9 protein-coding genes are annotated in these 18676 nt (G+C 44.8%); 2 read left to right on the top strand and 7 right to left on the bottom strand.

The window, feature by feature from the left end; all coding sequences use genetic code 11:
- Window positions 1-358: 358 nt before the first annotated feature.
- Together DWW23_RS26950 and DWW23_RS18175 are read right to left on the bottom strand one after the other, a co-directional pair.
- Window positions 359-493, bottom strand: coding sequence for a hypothetical protein (locus tag DWW23_RS26950; protein ID WP_255419615.1), 135 nt, complete (start codon window positions 491-493; stop codon window positions 359-361).
- A 41-nt stretch (window positions 494-534) separates the two neighbouring features.
- Window positions 535-1608, bottom strand: coding sequence for a DUF2027 domain-containing protein (locus DWW23_RS18175; protein ID WP_122354825.1), 1074 nt, complete (start codon window positions 1606-1608; stop codon window positions 535-537).
- Between the two features lie 105 nt (window positions 1609-1713).
- Here DWW23_RS18175 and DWW23_RS18170 point away from each other — a divergent pair, with 105 nt between their 5' ends.
- Both DWW23_RS18170 and DWW23_RS18165 read left to right on the top strand, forming a co-directional pair.
- Window positions 1714-2931 carry an S-adenosylmethionine:tRNA ribosyltransferase-isomerase gene (locus tag DWW23_RS18170; RefSeq protein ID WP_122354823.1) on the top strand — a complete coding sequence of 406 codons (1218 nt, stop codon included), beginning with the start codon at window positions 1714-1716 and terminating at the stop codon, window positions 2929-2931.
- 71 nt (window positions 2932-3002) lie between these two features.
- Window positions 3003-4994, top strand: coding sequence for an OmpA family protein (locus tag DWW23_RS18165; RefSeq protein WP_122354821.1), 1992 nt, complete (start codon window positions 3003-3005; stop codon window positions 4992-4994).
- An 8-nt stretch (window positions 4995-5002) separates the two neighbouring features.
- On the opposite strand, the gene DWW23_RS18160 is transcribed toward DWW23_RS18165, so the two are convergent.
- The 5 genes from DWW23_RS18160 to DWW23_RS18140 form a co-directional block, all read right to left on the bottom strand.
- Window positions 5003-5362, bottom strand: a complete 360-nt coding sequence (locus DWW23_RS18160) for a hypothetical protein (protein ID WP_122354819.1) — start codon at window positions 5360-5362, stop codon at window positions 5003-5005.
- A 437-nt stretch (window positions 5363-5799) separates the two neighbouring features.
- Complete coding sequence (locus tag DWW23_RS18155) at window positions 5800-6924, bottom strand: aldose epimerase family protein (protein WP_122354817.1); 1125 nt, start codon at window positions 6922-6924, stop codon at window positions 5800-5802.
- 93 nt (window positions 6925-7017) lie between these two features.
- Window positions 7018-7989: a T9SS type A sorting domain-containing protein gene (locus tag DWW23_RS18150; RefSeq protein WP_122354815.1), complete on the bottom strand. Its 972-nt coding sequence runs from the start codon at window positions 7987-7989 to the stop codon at window positions 7018-7020.
- Window positions 7990-8135: 146 nt separating this feature from the next.
- Complete coding sequence (locus DWW23_RS18145; protein ID WP_122354813.1) at window positions 8136-11843, bottom strand: MBG domain-containing protein; 3708 nt, start codon at window positions 11841-11843, stop codon at window positions 8136-8138.
- Between the two features lie 19 nt (window positions 11844-11862).
- A complete protein-coding gene (locus tag DWW23_RS18140; protein WP_122354811.1) occupies window positions 11863-18540 on the bottom strand; it encodes an MBG domain-containing protein in 6678 nt (2225 codons plus the stop codon).
- Between the last annotated feature and the right edge of the window lie 136 nt (window positions 18541-18676).

The following is an 18676-nucleotide window of genomic DNA, read 5'->3' as shown; positions in this document are numbered from 1 at the left end:
TAATGAGCTATCCCTTAATCAAAGTGACTTAGCCATTACAGGTTTATTTGCCGTCAGTTTTAACTGACGGTTTACAAGTTGCTTCTCTTTATTGGCTTCAGCCACATTTCTCTTTACATAGAGAGACTCTTTAAATGGGACTAAAGTCCAAAGAGATAGAGCATTTACTTATCCGTCGGTTAAAACCGACGGCAAATGGACCTGTAACTATACCAGCCCTATTGATGACTGATGGTTTATTGCTGAATAGTTCAAATCTTTCTAAATCCGAATATTTACCATATCTCCCTTTCCTGATTGCTTCGGGAAGAAGGAGCCTCCTTAAAAATACTCCGTACTTTCTCTTGACTCTCTCCTTTTAAAACAGTTTTTCTTCAGCAGGGAAACTGTTGCCGACACTGTCGGCAATATTGTCGACAGCGTCAGCAAAATTGTCGACGACGTCGGCAAAGCTGTCGAGGGCGTCGGCAACAACTTTCCGCAAGGGTAACATGACTTATCCGGCACTTATCCGTTATATATCAGGAGCTGATCTTACTTGATAGTAACCATAGTAGCACCAAAGCCATACTCACGGAAAGAAGCATCCTGATAATAATACTGTTTGTATCTTGTTTTCAGTTCTTTTTCTATCGCCTTACGAAGCACGCCGTCACCTTTTCCGTGGATGAAGACAATCTTCTGTCCTTTATGATTGGCATACTTGCCCAATACTTCGTGGAACTTATCCAACTGATAAGTCAGCATATCCGCATTGCTCAGGCCATTTGTATTATCCAGCAGTTCAGTTATATGCAGATCGACTTCCAGCACAGCAGTGTTAGACTTCTTCTTTACGATAGGCTGCGGCGCATGACGTTCTTCCTGCACTTTCTGATACATTGCTTCCTTTAAATCTGCAGCGGAAACAAGCAGTTCCCTCTCCGGAACATCGTTACGGACAATTGGATAAACCATTGCATCTTCTTCGAAGAAGTCATTTTCCATAAAACAATGCTGCTTGTAGAACTTCACCGTATCAAGATGCAGCTCTACAGAGATGGAATTCTTCAGGGAATAAGGCTTATCTTTCTTGAAAGCGATCAACTGCACGCAGATACGTTCAAGGTCATTCAGATCTTCTTTGCCAAACTCTTCCAGGAAGATTTTCGTATTCGGTTCTATCAGGCCATTATAGCGGCTGATCCAGCTATTGTTATGGCGGTTCATATAATTAAAGAACAGATAGTAGTTACTGTCATTGATGAAGTAAGTTTCATAACCGCTCTGCTGCATCACCTTGGTCGGTTCGAGGGGAAGATAAGCCAGATAGATATTCATCCGCTCTCCTTCGGCAGTTTCCTCGATCTTCACTTCTTCAGGCTTCGGTTGCGGTTTGGGGGCAGATTGTTGAACCTGGACCTGCGGTTGTGCTTTCGGACGGTTCGAGCTATGTACCTGCATTTCATTTTCTCCACCTACCACTACGCATTCGCGGATCAGTGCGGGGACTTCAAAACCGTCTTCATCCTCTACCAGTACCTGATCCTTCCCTTTAAAACTACGTACGATTCCGCCTCCTGTGGTATTCAGGAAACGGACTTTATCTCCGACTTTTACAGTATTCATCGTTTTATTATTAGTGTTATGAACACAAAAGTAATACATTTCCCACACATTTGTAGTACTTTTGCAGCCGGTTCGATAAGAACGTATCCGAAAACAGAGATAGCAATGGTTACAAAAACTCAACAGATAAGTATCGAAGATTATAACTATTCGTTACCTGATGAACGAATAGCAAAGTTTCCCCTGCCCAAACGGGATGAATCCAAATTATTACTTTACCGGGACGGAAAAGTGGGCGAAAGCGTTTTCAAGCATATTACCGATTATCTGCCGGAAGGTTCACTGATGGTATTCAACAATACCCGCGTCATCCAGGCACGGTTATTATTCCAGCGTGCGACAGGAGCACAGATCGAAGTATTTTGTCTTGATCCTGCTGTGCCACATGATTATGAACTTATCTTTCAGGAAACAGAAGCATGTAACTGGATTTGCCTGATCGGGAATGCGAAGAAATGGAAAGAGCCTGTTCTTTCACGCGAGATAACCGTTGCAGGTCAGACTGTCAGACTGTCTGCCGAGAAAGTACAAAGCAACGGAGAGACACACCAGATCAGGTTCAGCTGGAGCGGAGGTTTCAGCTTTGCTGAAGTACTGGATGCTGCGGGCGAACTTCCCATACCTCCTTATCTGCACCGGAAAACAGAAGAGAGCGACCTGAAGACGTATCAGACTGTTTATTCAAAAATCAAGGGTTCGGTTGCCGCACCGACGGCAGGGCTTCATTTTACCCCGGAAGTGCTGGCAGATCTGGATGCCAAAGGTTTCGGCCGTGAAGAGTTGACACTGCATGTCGGAGCCGGAACATTCAAACCGGTCAAAAGCGAAACGATCGAAGGGCACGAAATGCATACCGAATATATATCCGTACGCCGCAGCACGATCGAACGGGTCATGCAGAACCTGGGACATATTATCGCCGTAGGGACAACTTCCGTCCGCACGCTCGAAAGCCTTTATTATATCGGTACGACACTTGCCGCCAATCCGGAAGCGACTTCCGAAGAGTTGGTCGTCAAACAATGGATGCCGTACGAGGAAAGTAACAACCGGCTGACAACCGCAGAAGCCCTGCAGAACATACTCGACTATCTGGATAAACATCAATTGAACACCCTGATTACGGCTACCCAGATCATCATTGCCCCCGGCTATGAGTTCAAGATTGTAAAAGGCATCGTGACCAACTTCCACCAACCCAAAAGCACCTTGCTCCTGCTTATCTCAGCTTTCGTGAAAGGGGATTGGATGAATATATATAACTATGCGTTGGAACATGATTTCCGATTCTTGAGTTACGGGGATAGCTCGCTATTATTATAATAATGAATATACGGTTCAGGCAATATCCTTTCAATCCATTCGTTATTACATAGTATAAAGATTATCCGGTGATGAATAAGAAGATTACTCCCTATATATTACTGTTTTTAACCGCTTTACTGTTGTTTTCCTGCAAATCAGCCAAGCTGAGCGATGCGGAAGAGAAGCAGCGGATCGGCGAATACTTTGAGGCAGCAGCTATCTATCGGAAGGTTTATACGAAAACATCTCCTCAGAAAAGAGACTTACGCGGGTATATCGCTTACCGGATGGCGGAATGTAACCGTCTCATTAATAATACACCGAGAGCGACCAGCGCTTATATGAACGCATTGCGTTACGAATATCCCGACAGCATCGTGAGCCTGCGCCTGGGACAGATGTACCAGAAAACCGGCAGATATACAGAAGCCATACGTTACTACAATGATTTCCTGCAACGGAACCCGGAAAGCGAACTGGCCCTCAATGGTATCAAAGGGAGCGAATTGGCTCCGCAATGGAAACAGAATCCGAGCCGTTATATCGTTAAGCGGATGGAGAAATTCAATTCCCGCCGCGGCGACTTCAGCCCGATGTTATACGGCGACAAATACGACCAGCTTTATTTCACCTCTTCCCGTACACCTAAAGGGGCAAACAAAGACAAGGATGAGACGGTCAGTGCTATCACCGGCATCAGGAACAACGACTTTTTCCTGGTCAAGCAAGATGAACAAGGCAACTGGCTTGCTCCTGTCGAACTGGAAGATGAAGTGAATACCGAATTTGACGAAGGAACTCCTTCTTTCTCAAAAGACGGAAACACGATGTATTACACCTATTGCGCACAAGACCCGGAAGGACCGCGTACTTCTGAAATTTACGTATCTACCCGCAGCAGCGCCAAATGGGGTAAAGGGACACGTGCCAGTATTGTGAAAGACTCAGTGACAGCTTTAGGTCATCCGGCCATTTCTCCTGACGGGAAATACCTTTATTATGTATCCGATGCTGTGGGAGGTTTCGGAGGAAAAGATATTTTCCGTTCCCGTCTTGTAGGCAATGACTTCGGTCCGATGGAAAACCTGGGACCAGAGATCAATACTCCCGGCGACGAGATGTTCCCATACGTACGCGACTCCGTCACGCTCTACTTTGCTTCCAACGGACATCCGGGGATGGGCGGCCTCGACCTTTTCAAAGCGACTCAGGACAGCACCGGCAAATGGCATGTCGAGAACCTGAAAGCACCGATCAACTCAATGGGAGACGATTTCGGTATTACCTTCGAGGGGAACAAGGAAAAAGGATTTTTCAGTTCCAACCGTAACGATGCACGCGGTTATGATCACCTATATTCGTTCGAACTTCCTATTATAACCATATTTATCGAAGGTATTGTCTTCGACGTGGATGAAAATCCGATCGAGGATGCAACGGTCCGTATTGTCGGTAAAGACGGTCTGAACGAAAAGGTACTGGCGAAGAAAGACGGCACTTACCGGGTGGAACTGGAACGCGATATCCGTTACGTCATGATGGCTAGTGCCCGCGGTTACCTCAACCAGAATTTCGAACTGAGAACCGGACCGGAAGAGAAGAACGAGACTTATATCGTAGACTTCTATCTTTCCCCGATCAGCAAACCGGTCGTTATCGAAAATATCTTCTACGATTTCGATAAAGCAACCCTGCGCCCCGAATCGCAAAAGGCACTGGACGAAATGATCAAGATGCTGAACGATAACCCGAATGTAACGATCGAGCTGGGAGCACATACCGACCGTAAAGGCAGCGACCAGTATAACGAACGCCTGGCACAACGCCGTGCCCAGTCGGTAGTGGATTATCTGATTGCCGGAGGCATCGACAAAGAACGTCTGGAAGCCAAAGGATACGGTGAAAGCGTTCCGAAGGTGATCAATAAGAAAATGGCCAAAAGCTTCGACTTCCTGAAGGAGGGGGATATACTGACGGAAGAGTTTATCCTGACACTGACTCCCGAACAACAGGAAATGGCTGACCAGATAAACCGCCGTACAGAATTTAAAGTACTCAGAACAAACTATAACCTGTTCTAAAGGTATCGTTATTCCGTTTTGCTTTTCGCCAACACTTCGGAAAAGGAGATGGGCCAGTCTATAGCACTCATCAATGTTTCGAAAGCCAGACGACAGTTAAGCGGAGTAACCATATATTCGGAATACAGATCGCACACGGTCAATGCCAGCATCATCTTGACGTTGTAATGTGCCCCTTTCAGAATAACCAGGCTTTCCAGAACAGATGTTTCCCGTGCCTTCTCAAAATCCTGCTCCGTCAAAAGGATCTTATTCTGTAACTGTTGAAAATGCGGACAATCAGATACGGGTGTGTAGCCATCCATTCCCTCTGCAATATCCAGTAAAACCCGGCAAACAGCAATCCGTTCTCTTTCTTTAGGATTCATATAGTAGATCAAGCCGCCCTGTTTCCCTTGTTTGGCATTTTATATAATAAAGAAGCGTGGGAACTGTTAATCCATTATTCGGAACTGAGGTATCGCCAAACACCCATCGAACAAATAATAAGACAACAGCCCACGCCCTATTGTATATACAGGAGTATATATAACAAGCGTGAGCGTTCAGTTGTCTATCATCTTCGTTCGACTAGAAACTTGGCGATTTTCAGTTCCAAAGATAATATCTTAAACGCTTATATGTCACTCAGCAAATGAGCAGCCGAAACTCAAAGGGCCATTCATCTGTTGAATGGGACAAAGATAGCTAAAAGCAATAATATATATTCTTTGCAAAGAATTATTAACAAGAAAAAAAGGCCACCTGCAATAGGTAGCCTTCCTTTTATAGCAAAATAGCGATCTCGGTTGTTAATCAACGGGAATCATTCTACAGTAAATTTATAAATACATTCGCTGGTATACTTTTCTCCCGGGTTAAGAACGACACTCGGGAAGTCCGGATGATTAGGCGTATCCGGGTAATGCTGTGTCTCCAGACAGAAAGCTCCGCGATGCGGATAAGTCACGCCGTGCTTGCCGGTATCTTTTCCATCCATAAAGTTTCCGGTATAAAACTGGATACCCGGTTCGTTGGTATATACTTCCAGAGCGATACCGCTAGTCGGAGAATAAGCCTTAGCTGCCAGTACATTCTTGTCACCGTTTGTATTCAGTACCCAGTTCAGGTCATAACCATGACCGAACTGTAACTGCTGGAACGGGTCGTTGATCTGCTTGCCGATAGCGACCGGAGTACGCAGATCCAGCGGAGTTTCATCAACAGGGCTGATACCTACAGGGATCAGGGTGCTGTCAACCGGCGTATAGTTATCCGCATTGATCATAACCAACTGATCCAACACATTGGAACCGGGAACGCCGGAAAGATTGAAATAACTATGGTTTGTCAGGTTCACAACCGTTTTCTTGTCCGTCGTTGCTTCATATTTGATATCGACAGCATTATCATCCGTCAATGTATAAGTTACTTTGATATTCAGATTCCCCGGGAAACCGGCTTCTCCGTCTTTCGAAAGATAAGTCAGCTCCAAAGACTGGTCGTTCAGCTGTTTAGCATCCCACATACGGGCATGATATCCCTGAGGACCACCATGCAGGCAATGCATGCCGTCATTCTTTGGCAACGTATATTCCGTGTCATCCAACGTGAATTTAGCCTGGTTGATACGGTTTCCATAACGTCCGATCAAAGCTCCGTAGTTACCGTCCGACTGCACATACCGGTTGATATTGTCATATCCCAGCACGACATCCGTCATTTTGCCATTCTTATCAGGGACCATTACGGATACCAGTCGTCCACCGTAGTTAGTAACGCAAGCTTCTGCCCCATTTTTATTCTTCAACACATACAAGGCGGTAGGCTTTCCCTCCACTTCCGATACGAAATCAGACTTCATTAAACCGGAAATTGTAGCCTCTTCTTTTTTTTCGCCGCATGACAACAATAAACACATTGCCATAACAGCCATACACAGTCTTTTCATTTCAAATTGATAAATTAAAGTGTTTGTTGGATATGGGGCAAATATACACCATTCTAACCAGAATATCCTCCCTACACCGAATAATAATATCTTTTAACGAATCCGGAACTTCATCGTTTGCATTCCCTCTCTTCCTTCGATTCTCAAGGTATAGACACCCATAGAAAGAGATGACAAGGAGACTGTTTCTCCCGGATGACGAGAGTGAAAGACCAGTTTTCCATCCATTGCGTAGACTGCCAGGTTATTGTAATTGCCGTCCAAATACAAGATATTATCCACAATAGACAGACTACCGGCAGGCAAACTAATTTTCTCCGTCGATACCGGATCTTTATATACCAGATCAACACGCTGTACCGACAGGGTGTTATTCTCTTTTATCTTACTACGGTTACGGTAATCTGCTCCCGAAAGTGTTATATTCATCTTTTCGGGTATCTCATCAGAATAATAATCGATCGGCACAGAAATACGTGTCCAGTCGGACAGCTCGCCCTTTATTTCATATTCGGCTTTACCGATCAGGGTAACGGAACCGTTCTCCGCCAGCACATCTTTCTCGTTGTCGATCAATTCTTTATCATCAGGACTGGAAGATACGACTGTTCCTTTCCACAGATAAAGAACAATCCAGGCAGTCTCTTCCGACACTGCTTTACGTTTGAACACGCCGACTATCGAATCCGGACGATGGGTAAATTCTATTCCTCCCGTCGTACCTCCGTCACTTTTGGAGATATCCGAGATATTGGCATATACCCACGGAGTACCTAAAGAGATATAAGCCGGCGCATTCGAGCCCATCCCGAACAAACCGACGAACTGATTGGTTAACAGAACAGAACCATCAGAACTACGGGTTACCAATTCTTTCTTTACCCCCATCTGACTGACATTCGAAGCTTTCCATCCGGCCGGCTGCTTACCGACTCCATTATAACCAGTCTCCCACTCTGCGGAGAAATCACCATTCGGAATGGATTGAGCGCTGAGATAGCAACAAAACGCAGAGCTGTTAATAATCAAAATACAACATAAAAGCCTTAGTAGATTTTTCCTCATAATACTTTGTTTTATAGTGATTTATACTACAAATATATAAAAGCCCTCCGAATATTCATCCGGAAGGCTTCTCTTTTTATCTATATTATCTCTTTACCGGTGAATCTGCATTCGCCTGTGAAAAGACATATGTCACTAATACAAAACTACTTCTTTATGATCCGAACCGTCTTCGCTTCGCCATTTGTTAAAACGATACGTACCAGGTAATAACCGCTACGCAACTGGCTCAGGTCGATCACCTGTTCCGGATTCTTAATAAGTTTCTGGAGCTTACCGGCTGCATCGACTACATAGATCGCTTCCACCGGAGTTTCAGATACAACTGTCGCATTATACTCTACGATCGTAGGATACAGACCGACACCCTGCAAAGTGATAGATTCATTGCCTACTGAACCTAGTTTCACATTGAAGATTACAGAATCGCGATGTGCCAGATGGTTGGTCGACTCCGGTATAGTGATGTAAACCTTACTTATGCCTTCACTCTTACCGATCACATGTACACCTTCCGCATGTTCACGTAAACCTGCAATCTGGATCGATTCGGCAGCATAAGAGATCTTAGCCGGAGATTCGCAACTTGCATACAACAGAACAGAATCACCCACCATGACAGTTGTCGATTCTACAGAATACTGAAGACCGGCAGCCGCTTTGGCTATTGTCAGTTTTCCGGGCACCAAAGTAACGGCATAATTATCTTCATCTGAACTCAGACAGTCGATAATCAGGTCGTAAGTACCGGCATTGATAGGTTTCACATTCGTCTTCACAGTATACAGGAAGTTCAATACATCCGGATTATCACTACCGACAAAACCTTCGTATGCAGGTGTCAGTTCAGGAATTTCATCACCGTAAACAATATTGACCGTGCCCGCCTTGATAGTCAGCATGGCTTTCGAAACGGTAAGTGTTCCCGTACCTCCTACTACTGTATAGTTTGTACCCGGATCACCGCCTTCTATATATAATGTATAGTTACCGGCTCCGGTAATCGTACCGGCGACTTTTACAACAGGAGCAGTTGCTGCCCTGAAATCGTCGCTGCCGATAAATCCGGAATAAGTATATTCGAATGTTGCCGGTAACTCTTCACCATAAGAGATCAACGCATCTTTCGGCTTCACATATACTTCGCGCGGTTTGATCTGCATCTTTTCCTTGCGGACAAGCAGGTCGGAACCATTATGTTTCACAAAGATAGAGATGTTATAGATACCCGCTTCAACCGGCAGATCAGGATCGCCATCGTAAGTAATGATCGGATTATATGTCGTGATACCTTTCAGGTCTGTCAATTGTACATCGGCTGCTTTCGGCGTACCGTCGTAATCGAATACCATATTGCCCAGAACGACATTGTAATCAGCTTCGTTCTTCAGACGTACTACTTTAAAAACTTCCGATTTCAGAGCTTCCTCCTGTCCGGATTCCGCATTGTAACGGGCAGTGATTGTAACACCTTCGTCACCGGTCAGGTCTTTTGCACGCAGATACCAGATACTTTCTACCTTTTCAACCTGGATCAGAGCCGGATTGGAAGATTCGTAAGTGATCTGAGAACCTTCGGCAATTACAGTCGCCCCCTGTTTTACTACAGCATTCAACCGTACAAGGTCACCTACGATCAATTCGTTCTGTATCGGAGTCCAAACCATGACATAGCTGTTATCCGGATAAACCTGATAACGGGCTTTTCCTACAATTGTAATTTCATAATTCGGATTTTCCTCATTAATAGCGGTAATACCCGTCAGTTCGTATGTGCCTACCGGCAGGATACCTTCCGGACGGTTATTGATAACCAGGTTCTTGATACGGTTACCGACAGTTACCGTCGCCGTTGAATCCAGATTGTTCGCCGATTCGTCCAGTTTGAAACCTTCATAAGAAATGAATTCTTTCTGAACCTCTGCTTTGTTAAATGCAGGATCGGCCGAAGCATAAGCTCTCTTGATCGTATCCAGACGGATGATCAGCGGTGCTTTCGCCACTTCCAGACGAACGCTGTCGTTCGTTTTAGTACCCGGAACCAATGTATTCATAAGTAACTTATAATTACGATCTTTCGCCACGAACGGAGGTTGAACAGACTTGTCTTCCGTAACTACCTTAATCTGCAAAGTATCGTTATAAGAACCAGCATGCAGGGTGTTATCGGCGGCAACCGGCTTAACGACTACTTTCGGCATAAAGTCGATAATATCGTCAGGAGTACTTGTTGTCTGATATTTGGCATCAAAGATAGCCAGACCACGTTTCTTGTCGGCATCGTTCGGTTCGAATGTCCAGGTCGTGTCCTTATCGGCTTCACCGTATACGCGGTCTACGATCACTTTCCAGATAGCCAGTTGACGCTGGTTGATCAGGAATGAACCGTCGACAGTCTTGAACGCATAGTTCAGAGAAGAAACCTTGTCGATATTATCCACTTTGGCAACATACAGGCTGTCCTCTTTCTGATTCGGCTTTTCACGTTTCAGATTCACCTCTGTCTTTTCAGTCGCTTTCTTACCTTCGTAATCGTAATATCCGGCAAGTGGAGCAACCTTGAAACCTTTATCGCCTTCAGCCGTTGCAGAAATATAATTCACCGCCTCAGCAGCTTTAGAGAAAGCATAGGAAGGAGCTGTCACAGCAGGTTTCTCCGCTCTCTTTTTCAGCCAGAAGTATCCGTCCGGATTCGCTTCACCATAGATTTTCTGCATGACATTGACAGATTTAGCATCTATAGTTACTGCCTGATACGCATCAAAGACCGTAATGGTGATCGTATCTTTCCTCACTTCATACTTTCCGGCAGCAATTGCCTGGATATCATAATTAGACAATCTCCATGTAACCTGAGTGGTCGCAGCTTCCGTCAGCTCATAGCTGTATGTACCAACATCGCTTTTAGGTTTATTTACCGCAGCTGAAACAGCCGTATGAACGACAGCCAGATTATCCCCTTCAAACAAGCCTTCCAGAGTCTGCTCATTCTTCAACTCGCCAGCCGTTATAACAAGTTCGCCAGCCGGAATAGTTCCGATATTAGCGTCATCGTATAAACGGACACTGTCGGGCACAGCCAGTGTAAGAGGAGCTTTGTTAACAGTCAGCAAACCTCTGCCTTCCTGCCAGGTATCAGACCAAACCAGCAAATTCAGTGAATAGTTGGCCGCCTGACCACCGGTCAGTTCGATCACATAAGTTCCGGGAGCCGAACTTTTATCGGCAGCAGAATAAGAGACAGTCGGCAACACATTCACCTGTGAATTGGTGAAAATGGCTTCCGTATCTCCATTTACAAATCCGTCGAACACAAAGTCTTTGGTGGACCAGGGCGTTACCGGATTCTCATCTCCATAGAAACGGCTGGTATCCTTAGCCGCAATATTCAACTCAGCGGGATTCACCGTAAGAGGCATACTTGTAAATGCACCTTCCCGGTTACTGACGAAGAACACGACATTGCTTGAATTTGCATATTGAAAATAACCGGTCAGATTATTCGCAACAAAACCCAGCGTTTCCCCGCCGCTAACTGTCGGCGTTGCTGAAAACTTCAGGACATCAAGAGCCTGCGTCGGAGCTTTAAACGTAACTCCTTCTCCGATATTACCATGTACACTTCCATCTCCATTCACATAGAAGTAGTTGAAACTGGTTCCGCTAATACCTCCTGCCACCGTTCCCAGTTCCTGACCATAGGTCATCGCTAACGGTGTATTGGCATTGAAACTCACATATATAGTATCAGGAACAGCTGTCTGTGCCTGCATGATACCGCCTGAAACGAGCATCAGGGGAAGCAGCATAAGCTGCTTCCTCGATGTTAATATTGATTTAATATATTTCTTCATACTAAATTAGTTTTACAGGTTACTTCTTAATGATCTTCACAGATTTGAATGTTCCGTCTTCCAATGTCACATTGAGCAGATAAATACCTGATCCAAATGATGACAGATCAATAACAGATCCCGGTTTGCGAATAACTTTCTGCACCGTTCCGTTCATCAATAGTAATTCTACTTGTTTGATCTCAGACGGAGCAGCAACTGTCACAGAGTGAGTAAACAGTCTCGGATAAACTTCGATATGATCAGTTACTGTGATCTTTTCATTATCGACAGACAGATATTCATCGTCTACCAAGAAGGTTACTACCACAGGTTCAGCAGCGTTATAGTTCTTGTTACCATGCTGCATAGCTGTAACCGTTACCGTACCGGAAGTAACCGGAGTCAGGATCCATGCGTCTCCAATCTGGTTCACATAAGCAACAGCGTCGTTAGACGAATTGAATGTAACCGGAAGTTTACTTGAAGCAGTCGCTGTAAGGATCACGTCGCCGCCTTCTACGTCTATTACGCTTTCAGGGCTCCAACTGATTTTCTGCGAAGCAGCCAGCAGATTGTACTTGCCGTCTATATAAGAAACTTCGTAGTTATCGGATGTATAATTATCAGAGAATGTGATCGGATAAGTTCCCGCATCAGATGTTCTTGTTATAGTAGAACTGATACGCGGAGCAAAACCGAGGTCTTTCAACGTTTCACCTTTCACGAAACCTGTAGCAGTATAAGTCAGTTCTTCCAGTTCTTTACCGTAAACAGACTCTTTATTATCGGCCTGGATAGTCACGGCAGCTTTGCTTACATTCAACAGACCGGATACATACGTGATCACATAGTTGCCACCGAAGTCCTGTGCAGAATACGGAGTCAGCTTATACGAACCAGCCTTACCGCTGTATGCTACGAGGCGAACCACCGGAGCCTGGCCGACCTTGAAGTCTTCACCATTCAGGAAGTCATTCTTGTTATAATCGTAAGCATTTGCATAAGCAGGCATTGCATCACCATACTTTATATCGAAGTTACGGGCTGTTACAACAACCGGCTTCGGAGCGATCACCATCTTGTTCTTAGCTGTGTAAGAATAAGTAACCGAACCAAGCGTAGCTTTTACCGTTACGGTATATACACCTGCATCCACCGGAGCATCCTGTGTAGAAGGATAATAGGTCGGAACCGATCCCAACTGGTCACCTTCGTAATAGATACTGAAATCTTTCACAGCTTCGCCGGTTTCCACATCTGTCACCTTCACGCTAACAGCTCTCGGAGAACCGTCGTAAATGCTGGTTACGTTAGAAACGATCACATTCACCTTAGCGGCATCTCCTTCCGGAGCAACCACTTTGATAGTACCCGTTACAGGGATCGACTCTTCATATGTATCGTCGCCGTCGGCAAATACGGTAATGGTTACAAAGTTGTCACCTTCCGTACGTACATTTCCGGTTACAGCATAAACACCTCTCGATACTTCAGACAGGATCACGCGTTCGCGATCGTTGCCTGACAACTCATAACGGATATCGTAGATAGACGGTTTACCGTCAGCTTCCGATTTCAGATAAGCAGACAACTCTACTGTTTCACCTACCGGGATCACCAGATTGCGCTGATCTTCCGGCCAGATGATCGTACGACGGATCTTATCGATCGACAATACACCGTTTTCGTGAGTCACTGCATAGTTACGGGCTTCTCCTTCTACCGTGAAGTAGATATCATAAGAACCACGTGAATCAGATTTAGCATCTGTTGCCACTTTCGGCATTACCGAGAATACATCAGCCAGGTTTTCATATTCGTTATTCTTCAAACCGATATATTCGATTTCAAGTTCAGGATTACCTGCACCGTATGCACGGTTGTAACTGCATGCGCGAACGATCAACGGTGCTTTCGTCACTGTCAGTCCAGCATTCACAAGAGTAGCACCCGATATATTGAAGTTCGGAAGCAACGCTGCGATCTGAGCAACAGCCGAAGAAGTAAAGCGCAGTTCGTATGTTCCTACGTCTGTCTTCTTATTAACACCGGACAAATCCAGCCAGCTCGTACGGTTTACCTTTTCACCGTTCAACAACTCTAGTATCTCTGCACGGAATGTATCGGACAGGTCGCCTGCCACATCAGCATATACGTCTGCATCGGTTGCATCTTCACCATATTCACGGGTTACCGAGATGGTTAAAATCAAATCTTCAGCTGCCAACGGAGCCGGAGTCACCGTTACTTTGGCTTCTGTTTCACTTGCGGCGAACTTAACACCGACAACCGGGGTCAACATATCTTTCACCATCGCATCTACTGCACGGATCTGATAATCACCTACCGCCGCTTCTGCTTTATAGACATTTTCGTCGACCGGCAGGATTGTTTCGAACAAATCGATCACATTCTTTTCGGCTAACAATTTCGCTTTATTCAACTTCGGTTCTGCCACGAATGTTAACTTAGTACTCAGGTCGGTATCTTTTGTTACTTCCGTACCATATACTTTCGTATAAACCTCTTTACCTGCTTTTATCTCTACGGTAGCCGGAGTCACTTTCAAAGTCGCCAGATCTGTATCCAACTGGATCTCGAAGTTTCCGATAGCCGCCTTCAAGGTAGAAGCATCTATGATACGAAGCTTGTAAGTACCCTGTGTTACATTATTCCTGATAGAATCGACCAATACACTGTTTAAGGTATTACCATGGAACTGAAGTTTATTGTTACGATACAACGCCCAATGCAGTTTGTTGTTTTTGAACAAAGCATTCCAGCGTTCCTTAGTCATCGCAGCCGTCGGATTTTCCGGATCTTCTTTCAAAGAAACAAAACCGAATCCATAATCATCAGCCACCAATGCCAAATCTGCCAGCTCATATACAGGAGCCGCATTGACAATACTCCAAACACCTTTTAATTGTTCTTCGTTGAATGTTATTACGACACCCGGAGCAATCACTTTCACTGCGTTAACTACAGTTACCTCATCCGTTTCATCCACTTCTGCACCTTCTATTTCATAAACGAATGTATAATCTGCGGATGTAAGGTCAATCGTATAACTATAATCACCGATCACAGGATTCTGTTTATCCAGCTGTGCCTTTGTTGTAATCAAATCAACAACCAATGTATAATCGCTCTTGATCTTGCTACCGTTCAAAGCAACGATATCATCGTAAATCTGCTGAACGATCTGTGCTTTTGTCGCTTTACCGAAAGTAAATGCAGCTTTCGCAGCACTTCCTTCTTCGGCTGTTGCAGCCAGATAAGTAGGCAAAGTGATCGTCAGTTTACGCTGGCCGATCTGTACAGAGTTCTGTACATTGTGGAAATCACTACCAAACTGATCGACAAGCAGGAAGTTCGGCAACAAGGCCGGATCAAGAACCTTCACCATATAGCCGTAGTCACCGTTTTTAGGCATTGTTTCGGTTGCTTCAGCCGTACAATCAGCGGTAGTCAGCATAACCTGGAACAAATCTGCCGGATTTTCGAAACAACCATAGCTGCTCAACAGACCTTCGTTTGCAGCCAGGAACTGGCTAAGGATATCGGCTTCGATGGCCACCTTACGCTTTCCGTAACGGTAGAAAATATCGGTCGGGAATACGAACTCTACCGGAGCTTTGTTCACGACCAGAGTCTTAGCTCCTGTTTCACTTATTTCAATATTATCCGTCACTTTCTGAACGAATATAACCGAATAAGTATATGTATTGACCGGAACCGTACCTTCTTCTAGCATATTATTGATTGCTACAGTGAAGCTCTTCAACGGCTTAACACCGGTCTTAGCCACCAGTTCGAAGAATTCCTGATTGGCGGGATCTTCCAGAACTGCTTTCTTCACAGAATCCAGTAGAGCGACTTTCGTGTTGATATCCTTGTAAGTCACGTCGACCTGCGGTAAAGTGAGTGTACGTTTGGCCTTCACGATACGGAGAGCCAGTTTCGCGATCGCGTCATTACCGTTCACTGTCAGATGGATACTGGACGGAGCCGTATAATTTAATGTATAATACTCTGAGAATTGCGTATTGGCACCAGCAACCACTTCATAACCATACAGGTCGGAAACCTGCGGATAGCTTTCACCGGCAATGCGTACCGGAAGATTTCCTGTAGAAGTTTCGTTGTTGATCAGGTAAGCCTTCACACCCCAGTTATTCAGGTTAGGAACAGTAACACGTTCCGCACCCGGAGTCAGTCTGAAATCATTCAATAAAGCTTCCGCATATTCATCGGCAGTCTCTCCGAACGGACGTTCCCACAATGGCAGTTGCACATTGACCGGCAACGGATATTCCGCCAGCGACTGACCGTTGTCCGTTAACCGTACCGAACGGGCATAAGTAGCTGTTGTATAACCAAAGAGTTCTATCGGGATAACAATACCGCCATCTTCATTTGTAAACTCTATCTTCTGTATATTATCATTCGGACTGAATACAACCGTATAAGAATAAACGTCTCTACTCATTGTCGGAACTAACGTCAGACTGGAGATATAAGCTCCCTTCATATCCGGATTCTTCAAAAGCAGGTCAGCCAGGATCGCTTTCTCGATCATATCATTGGAAGCACCTTCTTTCTTGAACTCATACTTGTAAAGTTTCACTTTTGCGATCGGACGCGGAGTAATATTTACAGTACCTTCGAATGTCGTTGAATTATACTGCTGCCCGTTCACAAATACCTCTGAGAAGAGAACATCCAGACCGGAGCTTAACGTCACGCGATATGTTGCTGTTCCCATATTTTCCCTGATACGGGTATTAGTGATCTGTACATTCGCTATATACTCGGCCACAAACGGATTAGCCAGATAGATATATTCGCGTACCTTTTCTGCAATCTGCTCACGAGTCATATCCTTCACATATTGAACGGTATATTCACCGAATGTGAAATCGATAGTCGGACGAGGAACGATAGCGATGCTTCTTGAATAAGTTATTTCAATAGTCGTTTCTTTATTCACAACATTGATACGTGGATTTGCAGGAGTTTCGATTTCCTGCAGTGTCGCACTCTTAGTGATAATGATCTTATAACCGAACGAATCGTCTGTTTCTGCGATCGCATTCTTATTGCTCAGATCATTATTGATCAGACGCACACTGAATGTTTCGTTCCCCAGGGCACCTGCATTGCGTACCAGCAAGTCGCTCTTGATACGACGGATGACCGCATTCGGAAGCATATCTTTTTCGTAATTGATCTGATAGTTGCCCGGATAAGCCAAAGAGTGAGTAGTAGGCAATGTCGTTACAAACAACAGTGAATTATTAAATGTACAAACATTTCCATTCACCACCAGATTGGCACTCGACACATTTCCATTCGTAACAAAATTCAGATTAGTCTGGGACAAATCACCCTGAACCGTCACTTTATATCCGAGTTGGGTATTATCGCCCATGCCGGATGAAACTGTACCTCCGGTTACTTCTATCTGAGGAACAAGCCCCTGATCTACCATATCCGGATTAATATCCTGGATCAGTCTTTTCAGCATCGTTGCCACTGCTGTGTTGTCGTTATAATCACCGATGCGGATCGGACTCGATAGGAAATCCGGTAATTTAACCGGCAGCGTATTCTTTCCTATGGCAATTGCATTGGCAATATCGTAACTCCACTGTGCAGTGTTCAGAGAAATACTGGCTCCGCCTACACCGGCAGAAACATTACTTCCTTCACCATAATTAGGCAACAGCACCACACGGTAACTATATACGGCACCAGGAGATAACGGACCAGAGGTCACTTCATTGGTGAAATTACTGTTTGAATACACTTTTATTTCGGAAATAAAATCATCCGAAGAACTGATATTGTTTGTGATCAGTCTTTTGATCCGGTTCAGATTGATATTGGAAGCCGGATCCAGTTCTCCCAGTCCTCCCACCTTTTCGGCAAATACGGGGAATACCGTATTATCGATAGGTTTCTCTTTTACAACCAATTGTTTTGTAGAAATATAAGAACCGGTCTCTTGCTTTGTACAATTGGCCAAAGCCGGTTCATAAGCGAACTGACCGGTCGGTGGAAATGTCACGACCACGTCATACTTTCCGGCCTCCAGCAGGTTACTTCCGGTATATTGGACAGAAGCACCGTCTTTAACCAGAAAAACCGAAGCATCATAAAATGAAACTCCGGGCATATCGAGCACCTGTATTTTGGTATGCAGGTCGCTGACAGATGTACCATACACATAATTTCCCCAGTTAGCCGGGAACTTCAAATTACCGACAGCCTGACGAGCTTTGATCTCGATCGCCAAAGGCACGGTAACAGTCACAGCCCCTCCTGTAGGTCCATCGACCCGGTTGGGAGTTATAGGATTCTGGTCGATCGCCCGGAAAAAGTCGAATGTTCCGGAAGATGCGGTTATATTAAAGGTATAATTATAACTGCCGGCAACCAGATCGCCGGTTTGTGTACTTCCGCCACCTCTGATGGTGACATCTGAAACAGTTGCCGATTCGCCACTCTGGTCTACGACATCCTGTATTAAACTTTGGATATGGGATTTTAGCTGTTCTGCATTTGCCTCACTGGTTCCTTCATAATAAGACAAGACATCTTTCACGGGGACATAAATGTCTGCTGCAATCGCCTGTGTAATATACCCTCCCAACAGAAGCACGAATATAAGTAGTCGCCTACTCACATCGATCAAGTATACTTTTTTCATACGCCATTATTTTATTTTGTTTATACTTCAATCAATAGATAGTAAGTGCTTATAATCAAGTCAATTAAAATAATACAAACCCTGACAAAAGAAACTCCGCCAGGGTTTGTATCCGCTTTCATTCTTCACAGAGCTA

Origin of the sequence: Parabacteroides sp. AF14-59, assembly GCF_003479515.1 — a bacterium.
Taxonomy (GTDB): domain Bacteria; phylum Bacteroidota; class Bacteroidia; order Bacteroidales; family Tannerellaceae; genus Parabacteroides; species Parabacteroides faecis.
The sequence above is the reverse complement of the archived record's forward strand: the minus strand, read 5'-3'. Positions and strand labels throughout refer to the sequence as shown.

Excerpts from the sequence above, each read along its gene's own strand:
- DWW23_RS26950 (WP_255419615.1), bottom strand. The coding sequence starts at position 493 with ATGTTACCCTTGCGGAAAGTTGTTGCCGACGCCCTCGACAGCTTTGCC.
- DWW23_RS18175 (WP_122354825.1), bottom strand. The coding sequence starts at position 1,608 with ATGAATACTGTAAAAGTCGGAGATAAAGTCCGTTTCCTGAATACCACA.
- DWW23_RS18170 (WP_122354823.1), top strand. The coding sequence starts at position 1,714 with ATGGTTACAAAAACTCAACAGATAAGTATCGAAGATTATAACTATTCG.
- DWW23_RS18165 (WP_122354821.1), top strand. The coding sequence starts at position 3,003 with ATGAATAAGAAGATTACTCCCTATATATTACTGTTTTTAACCGCTTTA.
- DWW23_RS18160 (WP_122354819.1), bottom strand. The coding sequence starts at position 5,362 with ATGAATCCTAAAGAAAGAGAACGGATTGCTGTTTGCCGGGTTTTACTG.
- DWW23_RS18155 (WP_122354817.1), bottom strand. The coding sequence starts at position 6,924 with ATGAAAAGACTGTGTATGGCTGTTATGGCAATGTGTTTATTGTTGTCA.
- DWW23_RS18150 (WP_122354815.1), bottom strand. The coding sequence starts at position 7,989 with ATGAGGAAAAATCTACTAAGGCTTTTATGTTGTATTTTGATTATTAAC.
- DWW23_RS18145 (WP_122354813.1), bottom strand. The coding sequence starts at position 11,843 with ATGAAGAAATATATTAAATCAATATTAACATCGAGGAAGCAGCTTATG.
- DWW23_RS18140 (WP_122354811.1), bottom strand. The coding sequence starts at position 18,540 with ATGAAAAAAGTATACTTGATCGATGTGAGTAGGCGACTACTTATATTC.